We start from the raw sequence: 20,307 nt of genomic DNA on the forward strand, positions 1-20,307 counted from the left end.
AAGTGAAAGCGATGGGAAAGGATTTAAGGGTTTGGTCGCACCCCGTGCGGGTGCGTGGATTGAAATGTCTATGATAACGTTTTTGCAGATGGACGGTCAAACATGTCGCACCCCGTGCGGGTGCGTGGATTGAAATTGCTTATATTTCTAGGTTCGATTTATGTTTTTAAGTCGCACCCCGTGCGGGTGCGTGGATTGAAATCGGAAAAAATTCCGGTGAAGGAAATTCTACCTCAAGTCGCACCCCGTGCGGGTGCGTGGATTGAAATACCATTACTAAAGTAGAAACGGCGGCTGTTGTTTCGTCGCACCCCGTGCGGGTGCGTGGATTGAAATTCTATCAGCTCGCTCTGGTTGCTTGGAAGATTATCGTCGCACCCCGTGCGGGTGCGTGGATTGAAATTTTTTGTGCTATATTTTACTCGTACCACCACTATGTCGCACCCCGTGCGGGTGCGTGGATTGAAATTACAATTCCTGTAGTCCCATCTATTGCAGATAAGTTGTCGCACCCCGTGCGGGTGCGTGGATTGAAATTTGACGCAATTGTTGGATTGGATAAGTCGGGTTCCAGTCGCACCCCGTGCGGGTGCGTGGATTGAAATATTTTCTTCATAAGTGCATCCAGCCTAGACTCCGTCGCACCCCGTGCGGGTGCGTGGATTGAAATATCATGGCTGCTGGTACGTTCGAAGGGTACATCGTCGCACCCCGTGCGGGTGCGTGGATTGAAATACAATAGTGCCGACAAAGTCGATAACCCCACTATAGTCGCACCCCGTGCGGGTGCGTGGATTGAAATAAATTCTCAGGCGACCAAGCCTTCGAAGTGTTTTGTCGCACCCCGTGCGGGTGCGTGGATTGAAATTCGTCTTACGAATGACGGTATCGGCACGTACCAGGTCGCACCCCGTGCGGGTGCGTGGATTGAAATATTACTGACAATCCGATTAATCCGTCCACGATCAGTCGCACCCCGTGCGGGTGCGTGGATTGAAATGTATCGAGCTTTCTGTTTTCGGCGCATCCTTCAGGTCGCACCCCGTGCGGGTGCGTGGATTGAAATCATTATAAAAGCTCACAAGCAAGGCATTTGTTACCGTCGCACCCCGTGCGGGTGCGTGGATTGAAATTAAAAGCAGCTAAGCCTCTGGATTACTACGATGACGTCGCACCCCGTGCGGGTGCGTGGATTGAAATTCATTACCTCCCTGCCCCTGTGGGCTGATCTCTTGAGTTGCACCCCGTGCGGGTGCGTGGATTGAAATGTATTCCTCGGGATGCCGGCGGATGTTCTTGACCGTCGCACCCCGTGCGGGTGCGTGGATTGAAATATGCAGTCTGAGACCCTGCAGCGGAAAGGTGGGGGTCGCACCCCGTGCGGGTGCGTGGATTGAAATATCAGCTCTTGGCCGTAGAAGGAAGGGATGTCGGGCGTCGCACCCCGTGCGGGTGCGTGGATTGAAATAAAATCCCGCGAACAAATGCTGAAGATTTAATTGGTCGCACCCCGTGCGGGTGCGTGGATTGAAATAGTCTGAATTTCTACAAACCACTCGGTAACGTACTGTCGCACCCCGTGCGGGTGCGTGGATTGAAATAGTCAACAGCACGAGATTGTGACCTGGACGGCAGGTCGCACCCCGTGCGGGTGCGTGGATTGAAATGCTCCGACAATGCGGAGTTGCTCGAGGAACCGCGAGTCGCACCCCGTGCGGGTGCGTGGATTGAAATTTCTCGCGTTCCTCCTCCAAATCCTGAATGCGTGGTCGCACCCCGTGCGGGTGCGTGGATTGAAATTGTCCTTCAAACAATCCGTTAGCCGGATCCGACGTCGCACCCCGTGCGGGTGCGTGGATTGAAATAAACTGCGGCCGCTTAGTCAGGATGTACTCGTCCAGTCGCACCCCGTGCGGGTGCGTGGATTGAAATTCTTCTTGCTTCAAGAGCGCTTCGGTCACGTCAAGTCGCACCCCGTGCGGGTGCGTGGATTGAAATTGGATCGATTACCACAACGATCCGCGTAAACGTCGTCGCACCCCGTGCGGGTGCGTGGATTGAAATACCCCACGACGCCCGCTGCTCGCGATCAGTTGCAGGTCGCACCCCGTGCGGGTGCGTGGATTGAAATGACTATCAGCCGAGCAGCTGGTCGGTGCTGGAAGTCGCACCCCGTGCGGGTGCGTGGATTGAAATCCTTGAGACGAAGGTCAATAAGGCCAAGGCGAGGTCGCACCCCGTGCGGGTGCGTGGATTGAAATAGTCCGACGTTTAGTTCGTTCGGAAAAAACGCCTGTCGCACCCCGTGCGGGTGCGTGGATTGAAATGTCAGGATCTGGAGGCTCGCAATCGGCGGGCAACCAGTCGCACCCCGTGCGGGTGCGTGGATTGAAATAGCATGTAATTGCTGAGATCCTCGAGACCATTTTCGTGCACCCCGTGCGGGTGCGTGGATTGAAATGAGATCAGTTGGACGCTGTCGTTATGTGCAGGAGTCGCACCCCGTGCGGGTGCGTGGATTGAAATAAGAATGGGTGAAGGGACTATACGAAAAGGGGTAACAGGTCGCACCCCGTGCGGGTGCGTGGATTGAAATTTCCCGGACACGATGTCGATCCGGTCAATCAGAGGTCGCACCCCGTGCGGGTGCGTGGATTGAAATTGAAAATATCTTTTACACGCCGTCAACTCTTCGGTCGCACCCCGTGCGGGTGCGTGGATTGAAATGTTTGCGTAGGGCTGGTTGTGGTCGTGGTTCGCGCCGTCGCACCCCGTGCGGGTGCGTGGATTGAAATATCCCTCTGCCCCTGTTGTATGGCCTGTTCTGCCGTCGCACCCCGTGCGGGTGCGTGGATTGAAATATAAGCTCTTGGCCGTAGAAGGAAGGGATATCAGGTCGCACCCCGTGCGGGTGCGTGGATTGAAATGGCTTAGCCGGCTTCGTTGGCAGTGTCCTCATGCTGGTCGCACCCCGTGCGGGTGCGTGGATTGAAATAATCATACGTTGAAAGCGCCACATGGGACGGTGTGGTCGCACCCCGTGCGGGTGCGTGGATTGAAATCTTTTTCTGGGTTGTAGTAAATCAGCCCGACTTCGTCGCACCCCGTGCGGGTGCGTGGATTGAAATTGTCCGAAGCCGAAGTAGGTAGACCGTCTGCAAATGTCGCACCCCGTGCGGGTGCGTGGATTGAAATTTAAATGCGTTGGTCGATTCGATCATCGCTATATGTCGCACCCCGTGCGGGTGCGTGGATTGAAATCATCAACCACTATTGCGGGTTTTTCGAGAACCTGGTCGCACCCCGTGCGGGTGCGTGGATTGAAATTGCAAAATGACACGTTCCTGCCCGGGGTGATAAGTCGCACCCCGTGCGGGTGCGTGGATTGAAATTTCCTTCGACCTCCGGGAACTCCTCCCAGTTACGTCGCACCCCGTGCGGGTGCGTGGATTGAAATTTGTCCTTCCGGAAGTTGTACTCCGGGTGCCAAGTCGCACCCCGTGCGGGTGCGTGGATTGAAATTCGATGAAAGTGTAATCGGCAAGTACTGGCCGATGTCGCACCCCGTGCGGGTGCGTGGATTGAAATAAAATTGGATTTTCTGGTTTAGTTTCTGGTTTGGGTCGCACCCCGTGCGGGTGCGTGGATTGAAATATCTCCTTAATATTGTATATGAATTATTTTTGCGTCGCACCCCGTGCGGGTGCGTGGATTGAAATGCCTACGGGGAGGTAACGGCGCATCTCCTTCAGCGTCGCACCCCGTGCGGGTGCGTGGATTGAAATCGCTTACAAACGTTGCGGGAATAGCTGTATCGGACGTCGCACCCCGTGCGGGTGCGTGGATTGAAATTTAAAATGATGGGGTACGTAAATGCTGCGAACGCTTGTCGCACCCCGTGCGGGTGCGTGGATTGAAATTCTTCTCCGGCTTTTCGAGCGGCTGCAGCTGCCTCCGTCGCACCCCGTGCGGGTGCGTGGATTGAAATTTCAGGCTCAGGAAGCAGGTCAGACAGCTGTTTGGTCGCACCCCGTGCGGGTGCGTGGATTGAAATCTTCCCGGCGAGTTGGGCATAAGCGGTGGCAGTAGTCGCACCCCGTGCGGGTGCGTGGATTGAAATATCAGATTTTCGTACATTTCGCGGTCGGACTGCCGGTCGCACCCCGTGCGGGTGCGTGGATTGAAATGTTCCTCGAGGTTGGTACCATGCATAGGGTCATCCAGTCGCACCCCGTGCGGGTGCGTGGATTGAAATGGCTTATGCTGAGAGCGCAGTCCAAGGGCGACTCGTCGCACCCCGTGCGGGTGCGTGGATTGAAATTTGCTTAGTCATTGTGGTTGACATAGATGCCTCCTGTCGCACCCCGTGCGGGTGCGTGGATTGAAATCCTAATTCGTTCGACAAGCGATTTCAGTCTCTGGGTCGCACCCCGTGCGGGTGCGTGGATTGAAATAGAGATAGCCTAGCGATCTACAGCCCCCTTTATTGGTCGCACCCCGTGCGGGTGCGTGGATTGAAATCATGTCACCAGCTGCATACGCAGCATAGGACAGGTCGCACCCCGTGCGGGTGCGTGGATTGAAATCGACTACGCAGGATGTCGATATATTGCCTAAGCGTCGCACCCCGTGCGGGTGCGTGGATTGAAATGCAAACAAGAAGTCTGTGCGACAAACTGAATTTTGTCGCACCCCGTGCGGGTGCGTGGATTAAAATAAGCAGTGGGGCGAGTGGGGGCCGGAATATAACGTCGCACCCCGTGCGGGTGCGTGGATTGAAATATCCCCCGCCGGACGAAGCCGAGCTGCTTGAATAGTCGCACCCCGTGCGGGTGCGTGGATTGAAATCTTCCGCTTGGAGAAAAAAAGATGATTTCGCGTCGTCGCACCCCGTGCGGGTGCGTGGATTGAAATGTTATGGGGGAAAGGACGCCGGGTTAACACGAGGAAGTCGCACCCCGTGCGGGTGCGTGGATTGAAATTTGTGCAATGATGGTTAGCTTTTTGGATACATTGGTCGCACCCCGTGCGGGTGCGTGGATTGAAATATCGTGTGGCTAGGTAAGGAGGTCCTTGTCCCACGTCGCACCCCGTGCGGGTGCGTGGATTGAAATATAATACTTAAGTCAATACAAAGTATTAGTTAGTTGGTCGCACCCCGTGCGGGTGCGTGGATTGAAATATGCGTGTGACGCTGGAGGGGTACGAGGAAGACCTTGTCGCACCCCGTGCGGGTGCGTGGATTGAAATCCTCCCTCCCCTGCATATTAGGGGCTAGTTGTGGGTCGCACCCCGTGCGGGTGCGTGGATTGAAATATTTCATTCGCCGGGCGTTCTGCTCGGCAGTATGCACGTCGCACCCCGTGCGGGTGCGTGGATTGAAATTATGTAGGTTCCGGCGGCGATCGCATCGACCACTTGTCGCACCCCGTGCGGGTGCGTGGATTGAAATGAATTAGGCTGAATGAACGTAACAATCTTTCCGCGTCGCACCCCGTGCGGGTGCGTGGATTGAAATAACGACGAACCGATCACAGAGACGCTACCGGCGTGTCGCACCCCGTGCGGGTGCGTGGATTGAAATTCCTGTCTCGCAGGGCACCACATTTACGGCGTCCGTCGCACCCCGTGCGGGTGCGTGGATTGAAATATTTACCCGTTTTCTCCTGTCTCGCAGGGCACCACGTCGCACCCCGTGCGGGTGCGTGGATTGAAATCAACTGGTCGGCATCCAGCGCCGCCAGTTCGGTCTGTCGCACCCCGTGCGGGTGCGTGGATTGAAATGTTAAACGACGCAACCACGCGACGAAAGCCTGAGTCGCACCCCGTGCGGGTGCGTGGATTGAAATATCGGACACGTTGACTTGCTGTCCGGTAGCCGTGTCGCACCCCGTGCGGGTGCGTGGATTGAAATTCCGATTTTTGTATCTGGTTCTATTCCCAGTACGTCGCACCCCGTGCGGGTGCGTGGATTGAAATAATTCGTGCTTCTCAATGTAACGTGGGAGTTTTTTGTCGCACCCCGTGCGGGTGCGTGGATTGAAATGTTTCTTGGCTGACCTACCTATCTCCCTCAATGACGTCGCACCCCGTGCGGGTGCGTGGATTGAAATCAGCCATCGCCGCACACGTGACCGCCGAAGCTAGTCGCACCCCGTGCGGGTGCGTGGATTGAAATTACGCTTGGACTTACGCATATCCCACTTATCAAAGTCGCACCCCGTGCGGGTGCGTGGATTGAAATCGGATCCGCTGTCGCACCGTACGCAGCACTAAGCCGTCGCACCCCGTGCGGGTGCGTGGATTGAAATAATATGGCCCCTGTTGAGGGCGGGGATGAACTGAGTCGCACCCCGTGCGGGTGCGTGGATTGAAATGGGGTAGTCAAGGTCCAGTCACGCTAAAACCGAATGTCGCACCCCGTGCGGGTGCGTGGATTGAAATTCACTACCGCTTCGGCCTCCCGTACAGCCAATCTTGTCGCACCCCGTGCGGGTGCGTGGATTGAAATGTTTGAGTGGGGCTTGATGTCGTTGTTGTCCTCGGCGGTCGCACCCCGTGCGGGTGCGTGGATTGAAATTGTCCAATCCGTACCCACAGCAAAACTTGCGCCATGTCGCACCCCGTGCGGGTGCGTGGATTGAAATCAGTCAGCCGGGATAGGGAAAGGCTTTATCACGTGTCGCACCCCGTGCGGGTGCGTGGATTGAAATTGAGCGACCTGCTCGTCCGTCGGTGTCATCTCGTCGCACCCCGTGCGGGTGCGTGGATTGAAATCAACCTGGTACGCGGTTGCCTGCCTTTGCCTGAGTCGCACCCCGTGCGGGTGCGTGGATTGAAATATCCCAATATCCCAGTTGAACCAAGTACCACAAAGTCGCACCCCGTGCGGGTGCGTGGATTGAAATATCAAACATTTCGTATAGATCATCAATCAATTGCGGTCGCACCCCGTGCGGGTGCGTGGATTGAAATTCCATTTCCCCCCACGCCCAAGTCACCAAAACTAACGTCGCACCCCGTGCGGGTGCGTGGATTGAAATCTTCGGGCAACTGTCCCTCGTCCGCTGATATCCCGTCGCACCCCGTGCGGGTGCGTGGATTGAAATTTAACGACCACCTTGTTTCGATCATCGTCAAGAGTCGCACCCCGTGCGGGTGCGTGGATTGAAATAGCCATTCTCCGGCGGTTTTGGGGGCAATATTGCCCGTCGCACCCCGTGCGGGTGCGTGGATTGAAATTGATACATTTCGTATTCCTCCATTAGAGCTTCGACGTCGCACCCCGTGCGGGTGCGTGGATTGAAATTTAACGACCACCTTGTTTCGATCATCGTCAAGAGCGTCGCACCCCGTGCGGGTGCGTGGATTGAAATTGGTCGAGGTAAGGTGGTACAAGGCAACGTTTCCGCGTCGCACCCCGTGCGGGTGCGTGGATTGAAATAAGTTGAGCCATCCCTGAATGCGTTCGTTGGACGGTCGCACCCCGTGCGGGTGCGTGGATTGAAATACGTCATCGAGCCGTTCGTCATCCCGGACAGCTGGGTCGCACCCCGTGCGGGTGCGTGGATTGAAATCAACCTAGTATTTCCGCAGCCCTAGATAGTCCTAGTCGCACCCCGTGCGGGTGCGTGGATTGAAATCCTCCTGTAGATTCTAGTTGTCACGCTTGATACGTCGCACCCCGTGCGGGTGCGTGGATTGAAATTCTTGCATAAACCGCCGATAAAATGCGGAGTACAACGAGATGACCCCGCATGAACGTCGCACCCCGTGCGGGTGCGTGGATTGAAATAAGCGATGGAGTCAAGAAGATATTCACGGTGGAAGTCGCACCCCGTGCGGGTGCGTGGATTGAAATAAGAGCTAAAGAAGTGGAAGATGGCTTGTCCGGCGTCGCACCCCGTGCGGGTGCGTGGATTGAAATACTCGGTTGGCGGCTAGATCCGCAGCAAGTTCCTTGTCGCACCCCGTGCGGGTGCGTGGATTGAAATAAAAGGAGACGGGAGCCTTTCGGCCCCCGTTACGGTCGCACCCCGTGCGGGTGCGTGGATTGAAATCATCACGGAATGATCGTGAGGTGAACAAGGTTGAGTCGCACCCCGTGCGGGTGCGTGGATTGAAATACGGCAACTGGATCATGGCAGTATGTTACTGCGTCGCACCCCGTGCGGGTGCGTGGATTGAAATATTTTTCCGTGTGTCCGCACCACTGGCACTCCCAGTCGCACCCCGTGCGGGTGCGTGGATTGAAATACCTCCTTCGCGTGATCTACATCCGTACATCGACAGTCGCACCCCGTGCGGGTGCGTGGATTGAAATAGCTTGGCCGGCTTCGTCGGTTGTGGCCGGCTCAGTCGCACCCCGTGCGGGTGCGTGGATTGAAATAATCCCGTGCTTTTTGTGCTCCGCGAAGACTTGTCGCACCCCGTGCGGGTGCGTGGATTGAAATTCCTCCTAGACTGTCGATCGCTCGTTGAATGGCGTCGCACCCCGTGCGGGTGCGTGGATTGAAATTTCGATGACTTGCCACCATGCGGCGGACGTGTCGGTCGCACCCCGTGCGGGTGCGTGGATTGAAATCAACCCATACTTCGACGTAGTAGAATTGTCCCTCGTCGCACCCCGTGCGGGTGCGTGGATTGAAATTTTCAAACTCTCACCGGTGCGGCGCCCTTGTGCGTGTCGCACCCCGTGCGGGTGCGTGGATTGAAATGTTAAATAGGCGCTCACGTTCTCCCATTCGGATCGTCGCACCCCGTGCGGGTGCGTGGATTGAAATATCTCCGGCAAGCTAGACCCTTGGACGATGTTGATGTCGCACCCCGTGCGGGTGCGTGGATTGAAATCTGTGACCGGCAAGCATACGGACGGCGAATACAGTCGCACCCCGTGCGGGTGCGTGGATTGAAATTTCAAGAATATGTTGACCGGATAGTGATTCAGCGTGTCGCACCCCGTGCGGGTGCGTGGATTGAAATAATTGTCCAGATTATACGGGAGTTAAGTTGTCGGGTCGCACCCCGTGCGGGTGCGTGGATTGAAATACAACAGGTATGTGCGCGAAGCAGTAAGATCATAGTCGCACCCCGTGCGGGTGCGTGGATTGAAATAACGCGCCGAAAGCATTCCGTGCATGGCAGACCATCGTCGCACCCCGTGCGGGTGCGTGGATTGAAATCTAGCCGCATCCATGACGCGGGTGTTTTTCAAGGTCGCACCCCGTGCGGGTGCGTGGATTGAAATTTCATGGCGGCTGCGTATTTCTTCGGCCCGATCGGTCGCACCCCGTGCGGGTGCGTGGATTGAAATAGATCCTACCGCAAGAGGTCGGCGTCGAGCGCGTCAGTCGCACCCCGTGCGGGTGCGTGGATTGAAATTGTACGGTTCGCAACCAGCTTGCGACGTTAGCAAGGTCGCACCCCGTGCGGGTGCGTGGATTGAAATTACTTCCTCTACAAGATAGGCGAGCTGGTGCTCGGTCGCACCCCGTGCGGGTGCGTGGATTGAAATATGGCGATCCCCCTAATTGATCCGTGCTTTTCCGTCGCACCCCGTGCGGGTGCGTGGATTGAAATACCTCCTTACGCTGATTTACTCGGTACGATGCTGGTCGCACCCCGTGCGGGTGCGTGGATTGAAATGCTTGATCCATCTCCAGACAAGCAAAGCCGGAACGTCGCACCCCGTGCGGGTGCGTGGATTGAAATCTGACCAGCCGTACATTGCTCCAATTGTTACGGATGTCGCACCCCGTGCGGGTGCGTGGATTGAAATCAGACATAAGGGAAGTCCTTAGTACCTTGTCGTGTCGCACCCCGTGCGGGTGCGTGGATTGAAATACCATAAATGTCCAATGTGGAACTCATTTTCTGGTCGCACCCCGTGCGGGTGCGTGGATTGAAATTCGACTGGGGCGGAACTGGAAGAGCTCGTCAGCTTGTCGCCCCCCGTGCGGGTGCGTGGATTGAAATTCTTCGTCTTGATCAGTATCTAGTTGTTGTGGCTGTCGCACCCCGTGCGGGTGCGTGGATTGAAATACCCCATCACCTCGACTCGCTGGGCGGAAAAGTGGGTCGCACCCCGTGCGGGTGCGTGGATTGAAATGCAGATGGAAGCGGCGATCGCGAGAAGGTCCTCGTCGCACCCCGTGCGGGTGCGTGGATTGAAATGAACAGCAGCAGCTCGACGAGAATAACGCCAAAGTCGCACCCCGTGCGGGTGCGTGGATTGAAATAGGAGGCGAGGTGTGATGACATGGCCGAACACAAGTCGCACCCCGTGCGGGTGCGTGGATTGAAATATGGTCATTATCCTTTCTTTGTTCCGTCGAAGTCGTCGCACCCCGTGCGGGTGCGTGGATTGAAATGATAAGTTTGGGTAGAATGCTCGTCTGGACATCTCGTCGCACCCCGTGCGGGTGCGTGGATTGAAATCACGTACGATCTGGTTTTCAGCGGAAGGCGTTCCGTCGCACCCCGTGCGGGTGCGTGGATTGAAATTCTTTACAAGTGCACTCGCGTTTAGCCCACTTTTGTCGCACCCCGTGCGGGTGCGTGGATTGAAATCACAGAAACTTATGGTTCAGCGTCACGGCAATCATGTCGCACCCCGTGCGGGTGCGTGGATTGAAATTCCTCCTGCTGAGCTGGATTTCAACAGCGTGGCTGGTCGCACCCCGTGCGGGTGCGTGGATTGAAATAATCGTTTCCGGCCAATCAATCATCGGAGCTTGCGTCGCACCCCGTGCGGGTGCGTGGATTGAAATGATCCGGATCCGCGAGAGCTAACCGAAAACATTGTCGCACCCCGTGCGGGTGCGTGGATTGAAATTTTCATTCGTGAAGGTTCGATGGTGAGTGCTAATGGTCGCACCCCGTGCGGGTGCGTGGATTGAAATTTTTTCGTCTCGACACATTCCTCAAAGGTTTTTGTCGCACCCCGTGCGGGTGCGTGGATTGAAATTTGACAGGGTCGTCGATGATGGCGATACGTGCACCGTCGCACCCCGTGCGGGTGCGTGGATTGAAATCTGCTCGATGCGGACGAGGTTTGCAATCAGTTCGGGTCGCACCCCGTGCGGGTGCGTGGATTGAAATTTCGAATGGTTATTATTCCGAGAGAGTAGATTTTGTCGCACCCCGTGCGGGTGCGTGGATTGAAATGAGCCGAAGTAGATCGTATGGCCGTCGCTGATCCGGTCGCACCCCGTGCGGGTGCGTGGATTGAAATCACGCTGGGCGGAGTTGCTACTCAAGGTGGGTCTGTCGCACCCCGTGCGGGTGCGTGGATTGAAATCTTTCGTCTCTCCCGCCGCCGCCAAAATTTGCTCGTCGCACCCCGTGCGGGTGCGTGGATTGAAATCTTTAATCCGTACTTATAATAAGCATCATACTGTGTCGCACCCCGTGCGGGTGCGTGGATTGAAATATTTACATGGCCAGCGAGACCGAAATCATGCGGGTCGCACCCCGTGCGGGTGCGTGGATTGAAATATGTCCTTCCAAGCGTGGATTTCGTCCATCAGTGTCGCACCCCGTGCGGGTGCGTGGATTGAAATGTCTACGGGGAGGTTACCTCCCACCTCGTCCAGGTCGCACCCCGTGCGGGTGTGTGGATTGAAATATATAGCAAAGCATCTAACCTAAGTCGCATCACGTCGCACCCCGTGCGGGTGCGTGGATTGAAATTTCCGGGCAAGCAGCATTGGGAAATCAAACTCCGTCGCACCCCGTGCGGGTGCGTGGATTGAAATCGTCCGGCCACGTCATGGTGCAGTACGCACCAAGTCGCACCCCGTGCGGGTGCGTGGATTGAAATTTTTCTTCCCCGCCGCCGTGGGGGGTGACTAATAGTCGCACCCCGTGCGGGTGCGTGGATTGAAATCACCATCCGGAGTTTGGCGAAGCAACGGAAGGGCGTCGCACCCCGTGCGGGTGCGTGGATTGAAATGCTTAACGAGAAGTCTTGAAGTTGTATTGCCAAGTCGTCGCACCCCGTGCGGGTGCGTGGATTGAAATTTTGCTTTGATGCTACTTTTGATTTTGGTTACGGTCGCACCCCGTGCGGGTGCGTGGATTGAAATGTCTCGGGTGGGACGTTTAGGGATTGGGTTTTTCCCGTCGCACCCCGTGCGGGTGCGTGGATTGAAATATGCCGGGGAGGCAGCAGACAATCGCCTTGCCGTCGCACCCCGTGCGGGTGCGTAGATTGAAATACTGTTGGAGAAGTACACAAGATTGTGACAGCGATCGTCGCACCCCGTACGGGTGCGTGGATTGAAATTCGTCGATGTAGGACTTCACGGATAGTGGAATACGGTCGCACCCCGTACGGGTGCGTGGATTGAAGTTGGCGGCGATCTGACGCTATTTGCTAACTACGAACTGTCGCACCCCGTGTGGGTGCGTGGATTGAAATAAGACGCCGTTCGGGATCACCGGCACGGCCAACGTCGCACCCCCTACGGGTGCGTGGATTGTAGTTATATAAACCCCATCCATCAACCTACAACCGCTGCCCATCCTCCAGCAAACGCCGCCGCAAGAAAGCATAGTCGACGCGCTGTACGCTGACGCCCGCCTCGAGCGCCAGGGCCGCGGCCGTAGCCGCCGATTGGCCCAGCACCATGAACACGGGCTCCATCCGAATGGAGCCGTAGGCAATGTGCGAAGCCGACAAGCAGACCGGAACGAAAAGATTGGCGCATTCGCTTTCCCGTGGGACGATGGAGCGGTAGCTGATCGGATAAGGCTCGCTCACTTGCACCTGGACGTCGCCTTCATTGACGACATCCCCGTTCGGCCCCACATACCGCTGCGTATGATGGGAGTCCATCCAGTACGAGCCAAGTCCGACGCTGTCCACCACCGACAAACGCCGATAAATATGGTTCTCGTTCATAACGACGTCCCCGAGCATCCGCCTCGACTCCCGAATGTACAGCTGCGGAGTCCAGTGGCCGTACTCGACGAACTCATCCCGCGGAAGCCCCCACTCTCTATAAAACGCCCGAATGTCCACCGGCACGCGTGGGTGATGCTGCAGTGTCCAGACTAACCCTTTCTGATACGTCTTATGGGCGGCGGCAATACGGGCGCGCTCTTCGTAGCCGGCCTCCGGATAGCTGTAGTTGCGGCCGATGTAGTCGGTGGAGAAGCCTTTGTCGTTATTGGAATCCGTCTTCCGGTTCGGCAGCATTCTCAGCTTGAAGAAACGGTCCAACCCCCGCTCGATAGCGCGAAAAAGCAATTCATACTCGTCTTCGTCATAACCCGGAGGCTGCTCGATCGGCAATCGATTGTCCGGATCGTCCGTCAAACACATCCGGTAGCAATATGCCTGGATGCGCTCGTCACCCTCGCCATCGGAGCCGCCAGGGCTGGGATGAACGCCGGGCAGCAGCCCGCTGGACGGATCGCCGGCGACGCGATACGGGTCAATGCCAGCCGGCAACTGATGATACATGGCTTGCCTCGTCTGGATGCCGTTGAACGTTTCGCCGTACTCCCGGTTCGCCTCACGCCCCACGGTGTACGAAACACCCGCAAGCTTCATTAAATCGCCCTCATAGCTGGTGTCCATGAACATGCGCCCCGAGATGACGAGGCCGGACTCCATCCGGATCGACACGAGCTGATTGCCATCGTTTTTCTCAACCCCGTTCGCCAGATCCAGCCTCTCCTTGTACAACACCTGAATGCCGTACCGTTCCACCCATTCGCGAAAAACCGCCGACGCCCGACTAGGCTCGAACATCCAGACCGGCTGCGACATTCCATACTGTTGCCCTAGCTGCGTGTAGAACTCCAAGGACAGCCCGCCGATCGCCTCCTTATTGCCCGCATCCGTGTCGCCGAGCCCGCCCGTAGTAAGTCCTCCGATTCGATCCGACGGTTCGACGACCACCGGGACGAGCCCCATTCGAATCGCTTGCACGGCCGCCGCAATCCCCGCCGATGTTCCTCCGTAAATGACCAGGTCATAGCTCATGACGTTCCCATTGCCCCTTTTCCTTGTCAAAATCAAACCCTACCCAACCCAGTATAAAGAACGCTTTCGCACCTGGAAACAAACCATCCTTGTGGACGCTTAACCAACTTAAATTCGCAAGAGCGATCTACCGATGTCATAAATGGTTAGTAGGTCGCCGGGAGCGGCCTCTTTATAATGGGGATAAACAGAGAGAAAGAGGGACTGGATCGATGAAGCCGGTTTATGTGTTGTTCTGGTTCGATGTGGAGGATTTCATCAATGACGAGTCGGAGGCGGCGTTGCTCGGGCTGCTGGAGATGCTGGACGCACGGAGCGTGAAGGGGATTTTCAAGCTCGTCGGGGAAAAAGCGCGTCGGCTCGAGCAGAACGGCCGCACGGATATATGGAACAGGCTGGCTCGACATGAGGTCGGCTACCATACCGATTGGCACAGCATCCATCCGGTGGTGACCGAGTACCTCGAGCCGCTTCGGTTTCGCGAAGGCGCGGCCGAGTTCGAGCGTCGAGAGGGGCAGGGATTCCGGGATGTGGGCCGCATTACCGGACAGCCGGTCGTATGCTACGGGCAGCCGGGGGCGGCTTGGGCTCCGCAGACGTACCCGGTGCTGCGCAAATGGGGCATACACAGCTATATCGATTCCCACAATCAGGTGACGTTCCACGATAAGCCGTTTTGGTACGGAGGTTTGCTCAACCTGACGACGCTCACGGGGCTGATGGGGATGCCGCTGAGGGACGGGGCGTTGGGGCCTGCCAAACACCGGTTTGATGAGCTTTGCGAAGCGCAGCGGGAGGAGCCTTTCGGTATTATCAGCATTTTCTATCATCCGACGGAGTTCGTGTTCGAGGAGTTCTGGGATGCGGTCAATTTTTCCAAAGGCAACAATCCGTTAAGAGAGGACTGGGTCAAACCACGGATGCGGCCGCCCGGCGATAGGCAGCGATTTATTGATATGGTGGGGGAATTCGTCGACTATACGCTAAGCCGGCCTAATGTCTCCTATATCACCACTGGGGACCTCGTCGGATTTGAAAGGACGAACTCGGCGGCGCTAAGCGAGGACGAGGTTCGGCGGTTTGCTGCACGAACGGGGGATCGGCTTGGCTATTTGACGGAGTCGGAGAGTGGCAGGAGTTTGTCGGCTGGCGAGCTGTTCTCGGTATACCGCTGTCTGTTGTTGGGCGAGGAGCCGCTGCCGGAGCTGCTTTATGGGCCGGAGCGCGACTTGCCAAGCGACGAACAAGCTAGCGAGCTGCTGCTGCCCGAGCTGATCGCCGCTTTGCGAGAGCCATTGCCGCGAGTGGAAGGCTTTCCGATGCTGCCGGATCGCTTCCGCGTCGGCGACGTCTGGGTTAACCCAGTTGACCTTGCTTGCACGATGGCGGCTGCGATTGCAGCCGGAGCGGGTGAGGGAGAAAGGGCCAAGGCGGTCCGAACGAGATCGGAGGAGAGTGCGGCTGCAGTTGGGATCGTGGAGGAGCAAGTCATACCGCTAGTGAGGGGGCGGCTAACTGCTGCAGATCATGCTTCGGATACGGCGGAATGGACGAAGTATTGGGTCATTTTTCCTGAGAAGCTGCAGGTGCCCAATATCATCGAGATGTCCAAGCTGCAGGCGTGGACGCTCAAGCCGGCGTATTTTAGGTGACTGGCGGGTCGGGAGGAGGAGAAGAGTGTGGCAAAGCATGAGGTAAACCAGCCTTTGAGTGATAACTGGGTGGAGGAAATCAACGCGATTGTTCGGCTCGACGGAGAGGCATTGCAAGCGTGCGTCGATGCAGCGAGATCGGCACGTGGTTGCACGCCAGTATTGGAACAGCTGCTCGCATGGCGCGATCGGGCGATATACGAGGCCGAGACGAAGCCGTCCCTCGAATGGCTGCCTGCCGAGCTAGAAGCCCATTCGGCCATGCTAACCGAAGCGATGGGCGAGCAAGCGATCATGGTGCCGGCACTACTCGTGCTGCTTCTGATGCCGCTGACGGAGAAGCAATACCTGGAGCGTGGCATTGAGCGGCGGATACTCGCCGACACCATGAGCGATCTAGCTATCTGGATGAAGCGGTGCAAGCTGGAGCGGGGCCGTTGGGGGCTGGAAAACTTGCAATGGCTGCTGCATCACCTGAATGGCAGGCTGCATCGTATTGGACGGCTGCAGTATATCCATCGTCCGCTGTCGCGCCCGGTGATCATGCTGCGCCACAAGCTTGACGACTGCAACACGGTCGTCTCCGGCGGCGGCGTACCCTATCGCGGGGACGGCAGAGTGGACGGTACCAACGGACTTTGGGACCCGCACAAATGCTGGACGTCGGACTACGCCGAGCGCGAGGGGGAGTACATCTACGATACAGTGCTGCACCGAGGGTTGGCTTGTTTTGCACCCGGGGGCCGGCGTTCCAAGGCGGACTGGGAGGTTCGGCTGCAGCAAGGCGACTATGTGCTGGAGCTGCATATCCCCGAAGGAGAGCCGCTGGATTCGGCCAGCTGTGTCGCTTCGATGCGGGAGGCGGTGCAGTTCTCTGAGATCCACTATCCCGAGCTGCAGCCGGTGAGGGGGTTCGTCTGCTCCTCGTGGCTGCTCGACCCGCAGCTGCAGGAGCTGCTGCCCGCCGCCTCGAACATCGTGCGTTTTCAGCGGCTGTTCCATTTGTTGCCGATCCGCTCGGACGAGCGCGAGACGTATTACCGGGTGTTCGGCACCTATGAGATCGACCCGGCAACGGCGCCTAAGGACAGCGGGCTGAGGCGGGCGATTGCCGATTTTGCGGCGCGAGGCGGGCTGCTGCAGGCGGCGGCCGGTATCTTGCCGGTGGACGAATTGGAGCGACTAAGCGAATCAAGCGAATAGAGCGAGTAAAGGAGCGATGAAAGATGGCGTTTGGCACCAATATGTACGGGTATCAGGATACGAGCGGACAGTTGCAGAACCACCTCTACAAGCTGGCGGCGGAGCTGATTCGGCGGACGGATGAGGAGAAAGCGGCGATCGATACCGTCGCGGAGTTCGAGTCACGACGGGGGCGGCTCCGTACGTATTTCCACGAGTTGATCGGAGGGCTGCCGGAGCATAAAACGCCTCTGCACCCCGAATACAAAGGCGATCTTCAGCGGGACGGCTATCGTATCCGCCGCGTCGTATACCAAAGCTTGCCGGGCATCTACGTGACGGCTAACTTGTACGTGCCCGAGCCTCTGGACGGACCGGCCCCCGCCGTGCTGTTCACTTGCGGCCATTGCGAGTCCGGTAAAGCGACGCCCCTATACCAGCAAGTGTGCATCGAGCTTGTTCGAGGCGGCATGATCGTGCTGGCGATGGACCCGGTCTCCCAGGGCGAGCGTATGCAGACGTTCGATCCCCGGCTGGGTCGCTCGCTCGTCCGGTGGCATGCGGAGCATACGTATCTGGGGCTGCAATGTGAGCTTGCAGGCAGCCATATTATGCGGTATTTCACATGGGACATCATTCGCTCGATCGATTATTTGTGCGGCTTGCCCGAGGTGGATGTTGCTCGAATCGGGGTGACGGGCAACTCCGGCGGAGGCATTCAGACGATCATGGCCATGATTGCCGACGATCGTGTAGCGGCTGCCGCTCCGTGCACATACATCACGTCGAGGGAGTCCTACATGAAGACGGGCCAGCCTCAGGACGGCGAACAAATATGGGACGGTGCGATCGCAGCCGGGATGGATTACGACGACTACTTGACGTTGTTCGCTCCAAAGCCGCTTTTGGTTGGCGCGGTGGAGTCGGATTTTTTCGGTATCGAAGGCATGCTGGCGAGTGTGGAAAAGGCGCAAAAAGTGTACGGCTTGTTCGACGCGGATTCGCAATTGTCTTTGGCGCTTGTGCCGGGCGTACACGCTTTTAACGAACAGCTGCGGCGAGCGGTCGTTCGGTGGTTTGCGGCGCAGTGGTTTGGGGAAGAGCGGGCGGGTGATGTCCGGTTGGCTGACAAAATTGAAGTCGAGCCGGTAAGCAAGCTTCGCTGCACGGCGTCCGGCCAGGTGATCGGTGAGTATGAGGATGCCGTATCCGTGCACCGATTCCATGCCGAGCGACTTGGTGTGCTGCGGGAGCGGTTGGCGAGGGAGCAGGAGGCGCCTGACCGGATGCGGGAGCGGATGCTTAGCTGGCTGGCTATGCCTTCAGCTCATGGACCGGTTTATGCCCGCGTGGTCACGCAAGAGCGTGTGGAGGTAGGCAACCGCAACAGTGATGAGGCTTGGGAGAGGCAAAGCGTTTATTTTTTTAGCGAGTCCGACATCGCAGTTGGGGGAATTCGCATTGCCAAAGCGGGAGTGAATGCGGATCGCTGCACGGTCTGGCTGCATGATGCTGGGGTGGATCGGGTTCATGAAGAGCCGGACTGGATCCATGAGTTGCTCGAAAAGGGCGGTGTGCTTGCGTTCGATCCTCGAGGAGTCGGCGTCTCGGCGAGCGGGCCGGTCAACGGGCGGACGTTCGACCAGATGTTCGGCACGGCCTACAAGCTGGTCTGTGACGCCAGGATGATAGGTCGGCCGCTGATCGGGTGGCAAGTGTACGACGTGCTGCGTGCTATCGATTACATCAGGCAGACCGCTCCGGGCATCCAGATTTCTATCGCAGGCTCCGGGTACGCGTGTATGCATGCGCTGCTGGCCGGTATCGCGGATGAACGAGTGGACGAGATCACGTTGGAAAATGTACCGCCTTCCTTTATGGACCTGGCTGCCGCGCCAATCTACAAATACGACGTGCGGCGCCATTGGTACGGGGTGTTGAACGCTTTCGATCTGCCGGAGCTGATCCAGGCATGGTCGGGACGCAAACGGATCATCGTAAGAGATGTCCCCGATGTGGGCCACATCGTGAGATGGTGAGAAGGCACGATCCATATGGAGCTGGAGACCCCATATATCCGGGTGGACTCCGATCGGCTGGAGCGAAATATTCGCAAAATGGCCGATGTAGCGGCTTGTGCAGGCGTCAAGCTGCGTCCTCATGTGAAAACGCACAAAATCCCGGCCATTGCCCTGCAGCAGATCCGAGCCGGAGCCGCAGGGATTACGGTAGCGAAGCTGTCCGAAGCCGAGGTTATGGCGGAGCATGGTGTTAAGGATATTTTTCTCGCGCTGCCTGTCGTATCGCCGAGCAAGCTGAGGCGTCTCGTACGACTGGCGGAGCAAGTGAGGCTCGTCGTTGGGGTGGACAGTGCGGAAGGGGCGCGATTGCTCGCGGCTGCCGCTCGTGGCGCGGGGCTGGAGCGGGTGCGGAAGATTGAAGTTCGGCTGGAGGTTGACACCGGCATGCGCCGCACCGGCGTTCGCTATGAGCAGGCGCTCGAGCTCGCCAGACGTGTCGCGGACATGCCGGACATTCGGCTTAGCGGCCTATATACTTACCGCGGCGCTATGGTCGGCGGTCGGCCAACGCTGGATCTCCGGCAGGCAGGAGTAGACGAAGGGCGGCAGATGGTCGAATTGGCGGAGCGCATCCGAGCGGCAGGCATCCCGCTCGAGGACGTCAGCGTAGGCTCTACGCCTACTGCCGCCTATGCGGCTTCGGTGCCTGGGGTGACCGAAATTCGGCCGGGCACTTATGTGTTCCAGGACCGGATGCAAGCGCGCTATGGCGTGTGCGGACCCGAGGACTGGGCGGCTAGCATTTGCGTAACCGTGATCAGTCGGCCGGCGGAGGATTTGGCTGTCATCGACGGTGGCAGCAAAACGTTCGCAACCGACATTCAGCCCGGCACAGAGCCGCTGCAGCTTGCCGGGTACGGGCATGTCCTGGGGCTGGAGGGCGTGCAGTTCGAGCGGCTGTCCGAGGAGCACGGGATGCTCCGGCTCGATCCAGCCGCGGCAGAGTCGGCGAAGCTGCGCATCGGGCAGCGGCTGCATATCGTGCCGAACCATATTTGCAGCACGATCAACCTGCACAACCAGGTCATTCTCTTCGCGCCGGACGGCTCGTACGAGAAGCTGCCCGTCCTAGCACGCGGGATGCTGCAATAAGCGCAGAGCCACCAGCGTCGGCCCAATCGGCCGGCGCTTTATTGGCTAGGAGAAGGTAGTTTCATGTTGGCGGCCAATAGATGCCTTATTTGTGCGAAAAAACGGTTGGGCGGGAGTTTGGCGGACACAGATGACGTTATTGGCCTCAAAATGGATCGGATCAGGCGTCCGGGAAGAGAATAACGCATCCTATGTCCGCCAAACTAGAGTGAATCCGCTTTCATTCGAAAATAAGGGCTCCTGTGTCCGGAAAATAAACTCACCGCACCCGATTGGTCACGCCTTCGCCGCAAGTAGCACAGACACC

General features: G+C 57.7%; 5 protein-coding genes and 1 CRISPR repeat array. Of the genes, 4 read left to right on the top strand and 1 reads right to left on the bottom strand.

What is annotated here, in order from left to right; all coding sequences use genetic code 11:
* The first annotated feature begins 34 nt into the window (after positions 1 to 34).
* Positions 35 to 12,486: a CRISPR direct-repeat array (repeat unit 32 nt; unit sequence GTCGCACCCCGTGCGGGTGCGTGGATTGAAAT).
* A 22-nt stretch (positions 12,487 to 12,508) separates the two neighbouring features.
* Complete coding sequence (locus tag PKO02S_RS27090; protein WP_127588133.1) at positions 12,509 to 13,993, bottom strand: FAD-dependent oxidoreductase; 1,485 nt, start codon at positions 13,991 to 13,993, stop codon at positions 12,509 to 12,511.
* A gap of 212 nt (positions 13,994 to 14,205) precedes the next feature.
* On the opposite strand from PKO02S_RS27090, the gene PKO02S_RS27095 reads away from it, so the two are divergent.
* Genes PKO02S_RS27095 through PKO02S_RS27110 form a run of 4 tightly spaced genes read left to right on the top strand, consistent with a single transcriptional unit; the run spans position 14,206 to position 20,000 of the window.
* A complete protein-coding gene (locus PKO02S_RS27095; RefSeq protein WP_127588135.1) occupies positions 14,206 to 15,645 on the top strand; it encodes a polysaccharide deacetylase family protein in 1,440 nt (479 codons plus the stop codon).
* Positions 15,646 to 15,672: 27 nt separating this feature from the next.
* On the top strand, positions 15,673 to 16,848 hold the full coding sequence (locus PKO02S_RS27100; protein WP_127588137.1) for an acyltransferase domain-containing protein: 1,176 nt from the start codon (positions 15,673 to 15,675) through the stop codon (positions 16,846 to 16,848).
* A 23-nt stretch (positions 16,849 to 16,871) separates the two neighbouring features.
* Positions 16,872 to 18,866 carry an alpha/beta hydrolase family protein gene (locus tag PKO02S_RS27105; protein ID WP_127588139.1) on the top strand — a complete coding sequence of 665 codons (1,995 nt, stop codon included), beginning with the start codon at positions 16,872 to 16,874 and terminating at the stop codon, positions 18,864 to 18,866.
* Between the two features lie 15 nt (positions 18,867 to 18,881).
* On the top strand, positions 18,882 to 20,000 hold the full coding sequence (locus PKO02S_RS27110; protein ID WP_246067470.1) for an alanine racemase: 1,119 nt from the start codon (positions 18,882 to 18,884) through the stop codon (positions 19,998 to 20,000).
* Positions 20,001 to 20,307 lie beyond the last annotated feature (307 nt).

This window comes from Paenibacillus koleovorans NBRC 103111, from assembly GCF_004000845.1.
Lineage (GTDB): Bacteria > Bacillota > Bacilli > Paenibacillales > NBRC-103111 > Paenibacillus_AA > Paenibacillus_AA koleovorans.

What these genes read in the sequence shown, in the direction of transcription:
- PKO02S_RS27105 (WP_127588139.1), top strand. Translation starts at nt 16,872, where the DNA reads ATGGCGTTTGGCACCAATATGTACGGGTATCAGGATACGAGCGGACAG.
- PKO02S_RS27110 (WP_246067470.1), top strand. Translation starts at nt 18,882, where the DNA reads ATGGAGCTGGAGACCCCATATATCCGGGTGGACTCCGATCGGCTGGAG.
- PKO02S_RS27090 (WP_127588133.1), bottom strand. Translation starts at nt 13,993, where the DNA reads ATGAGCTATGACCTGGTCATTTACGGAGGAACATCGGCGGGGATTGCG.
- PKO02S_RS27095 (WP_127588135.1), top strand. Translation starts at nt 14,206, where the DNA reads ATGAAGCCGGTTTATGTGTTGTTCTGGTTCGATGTGGAGGATTTCATC.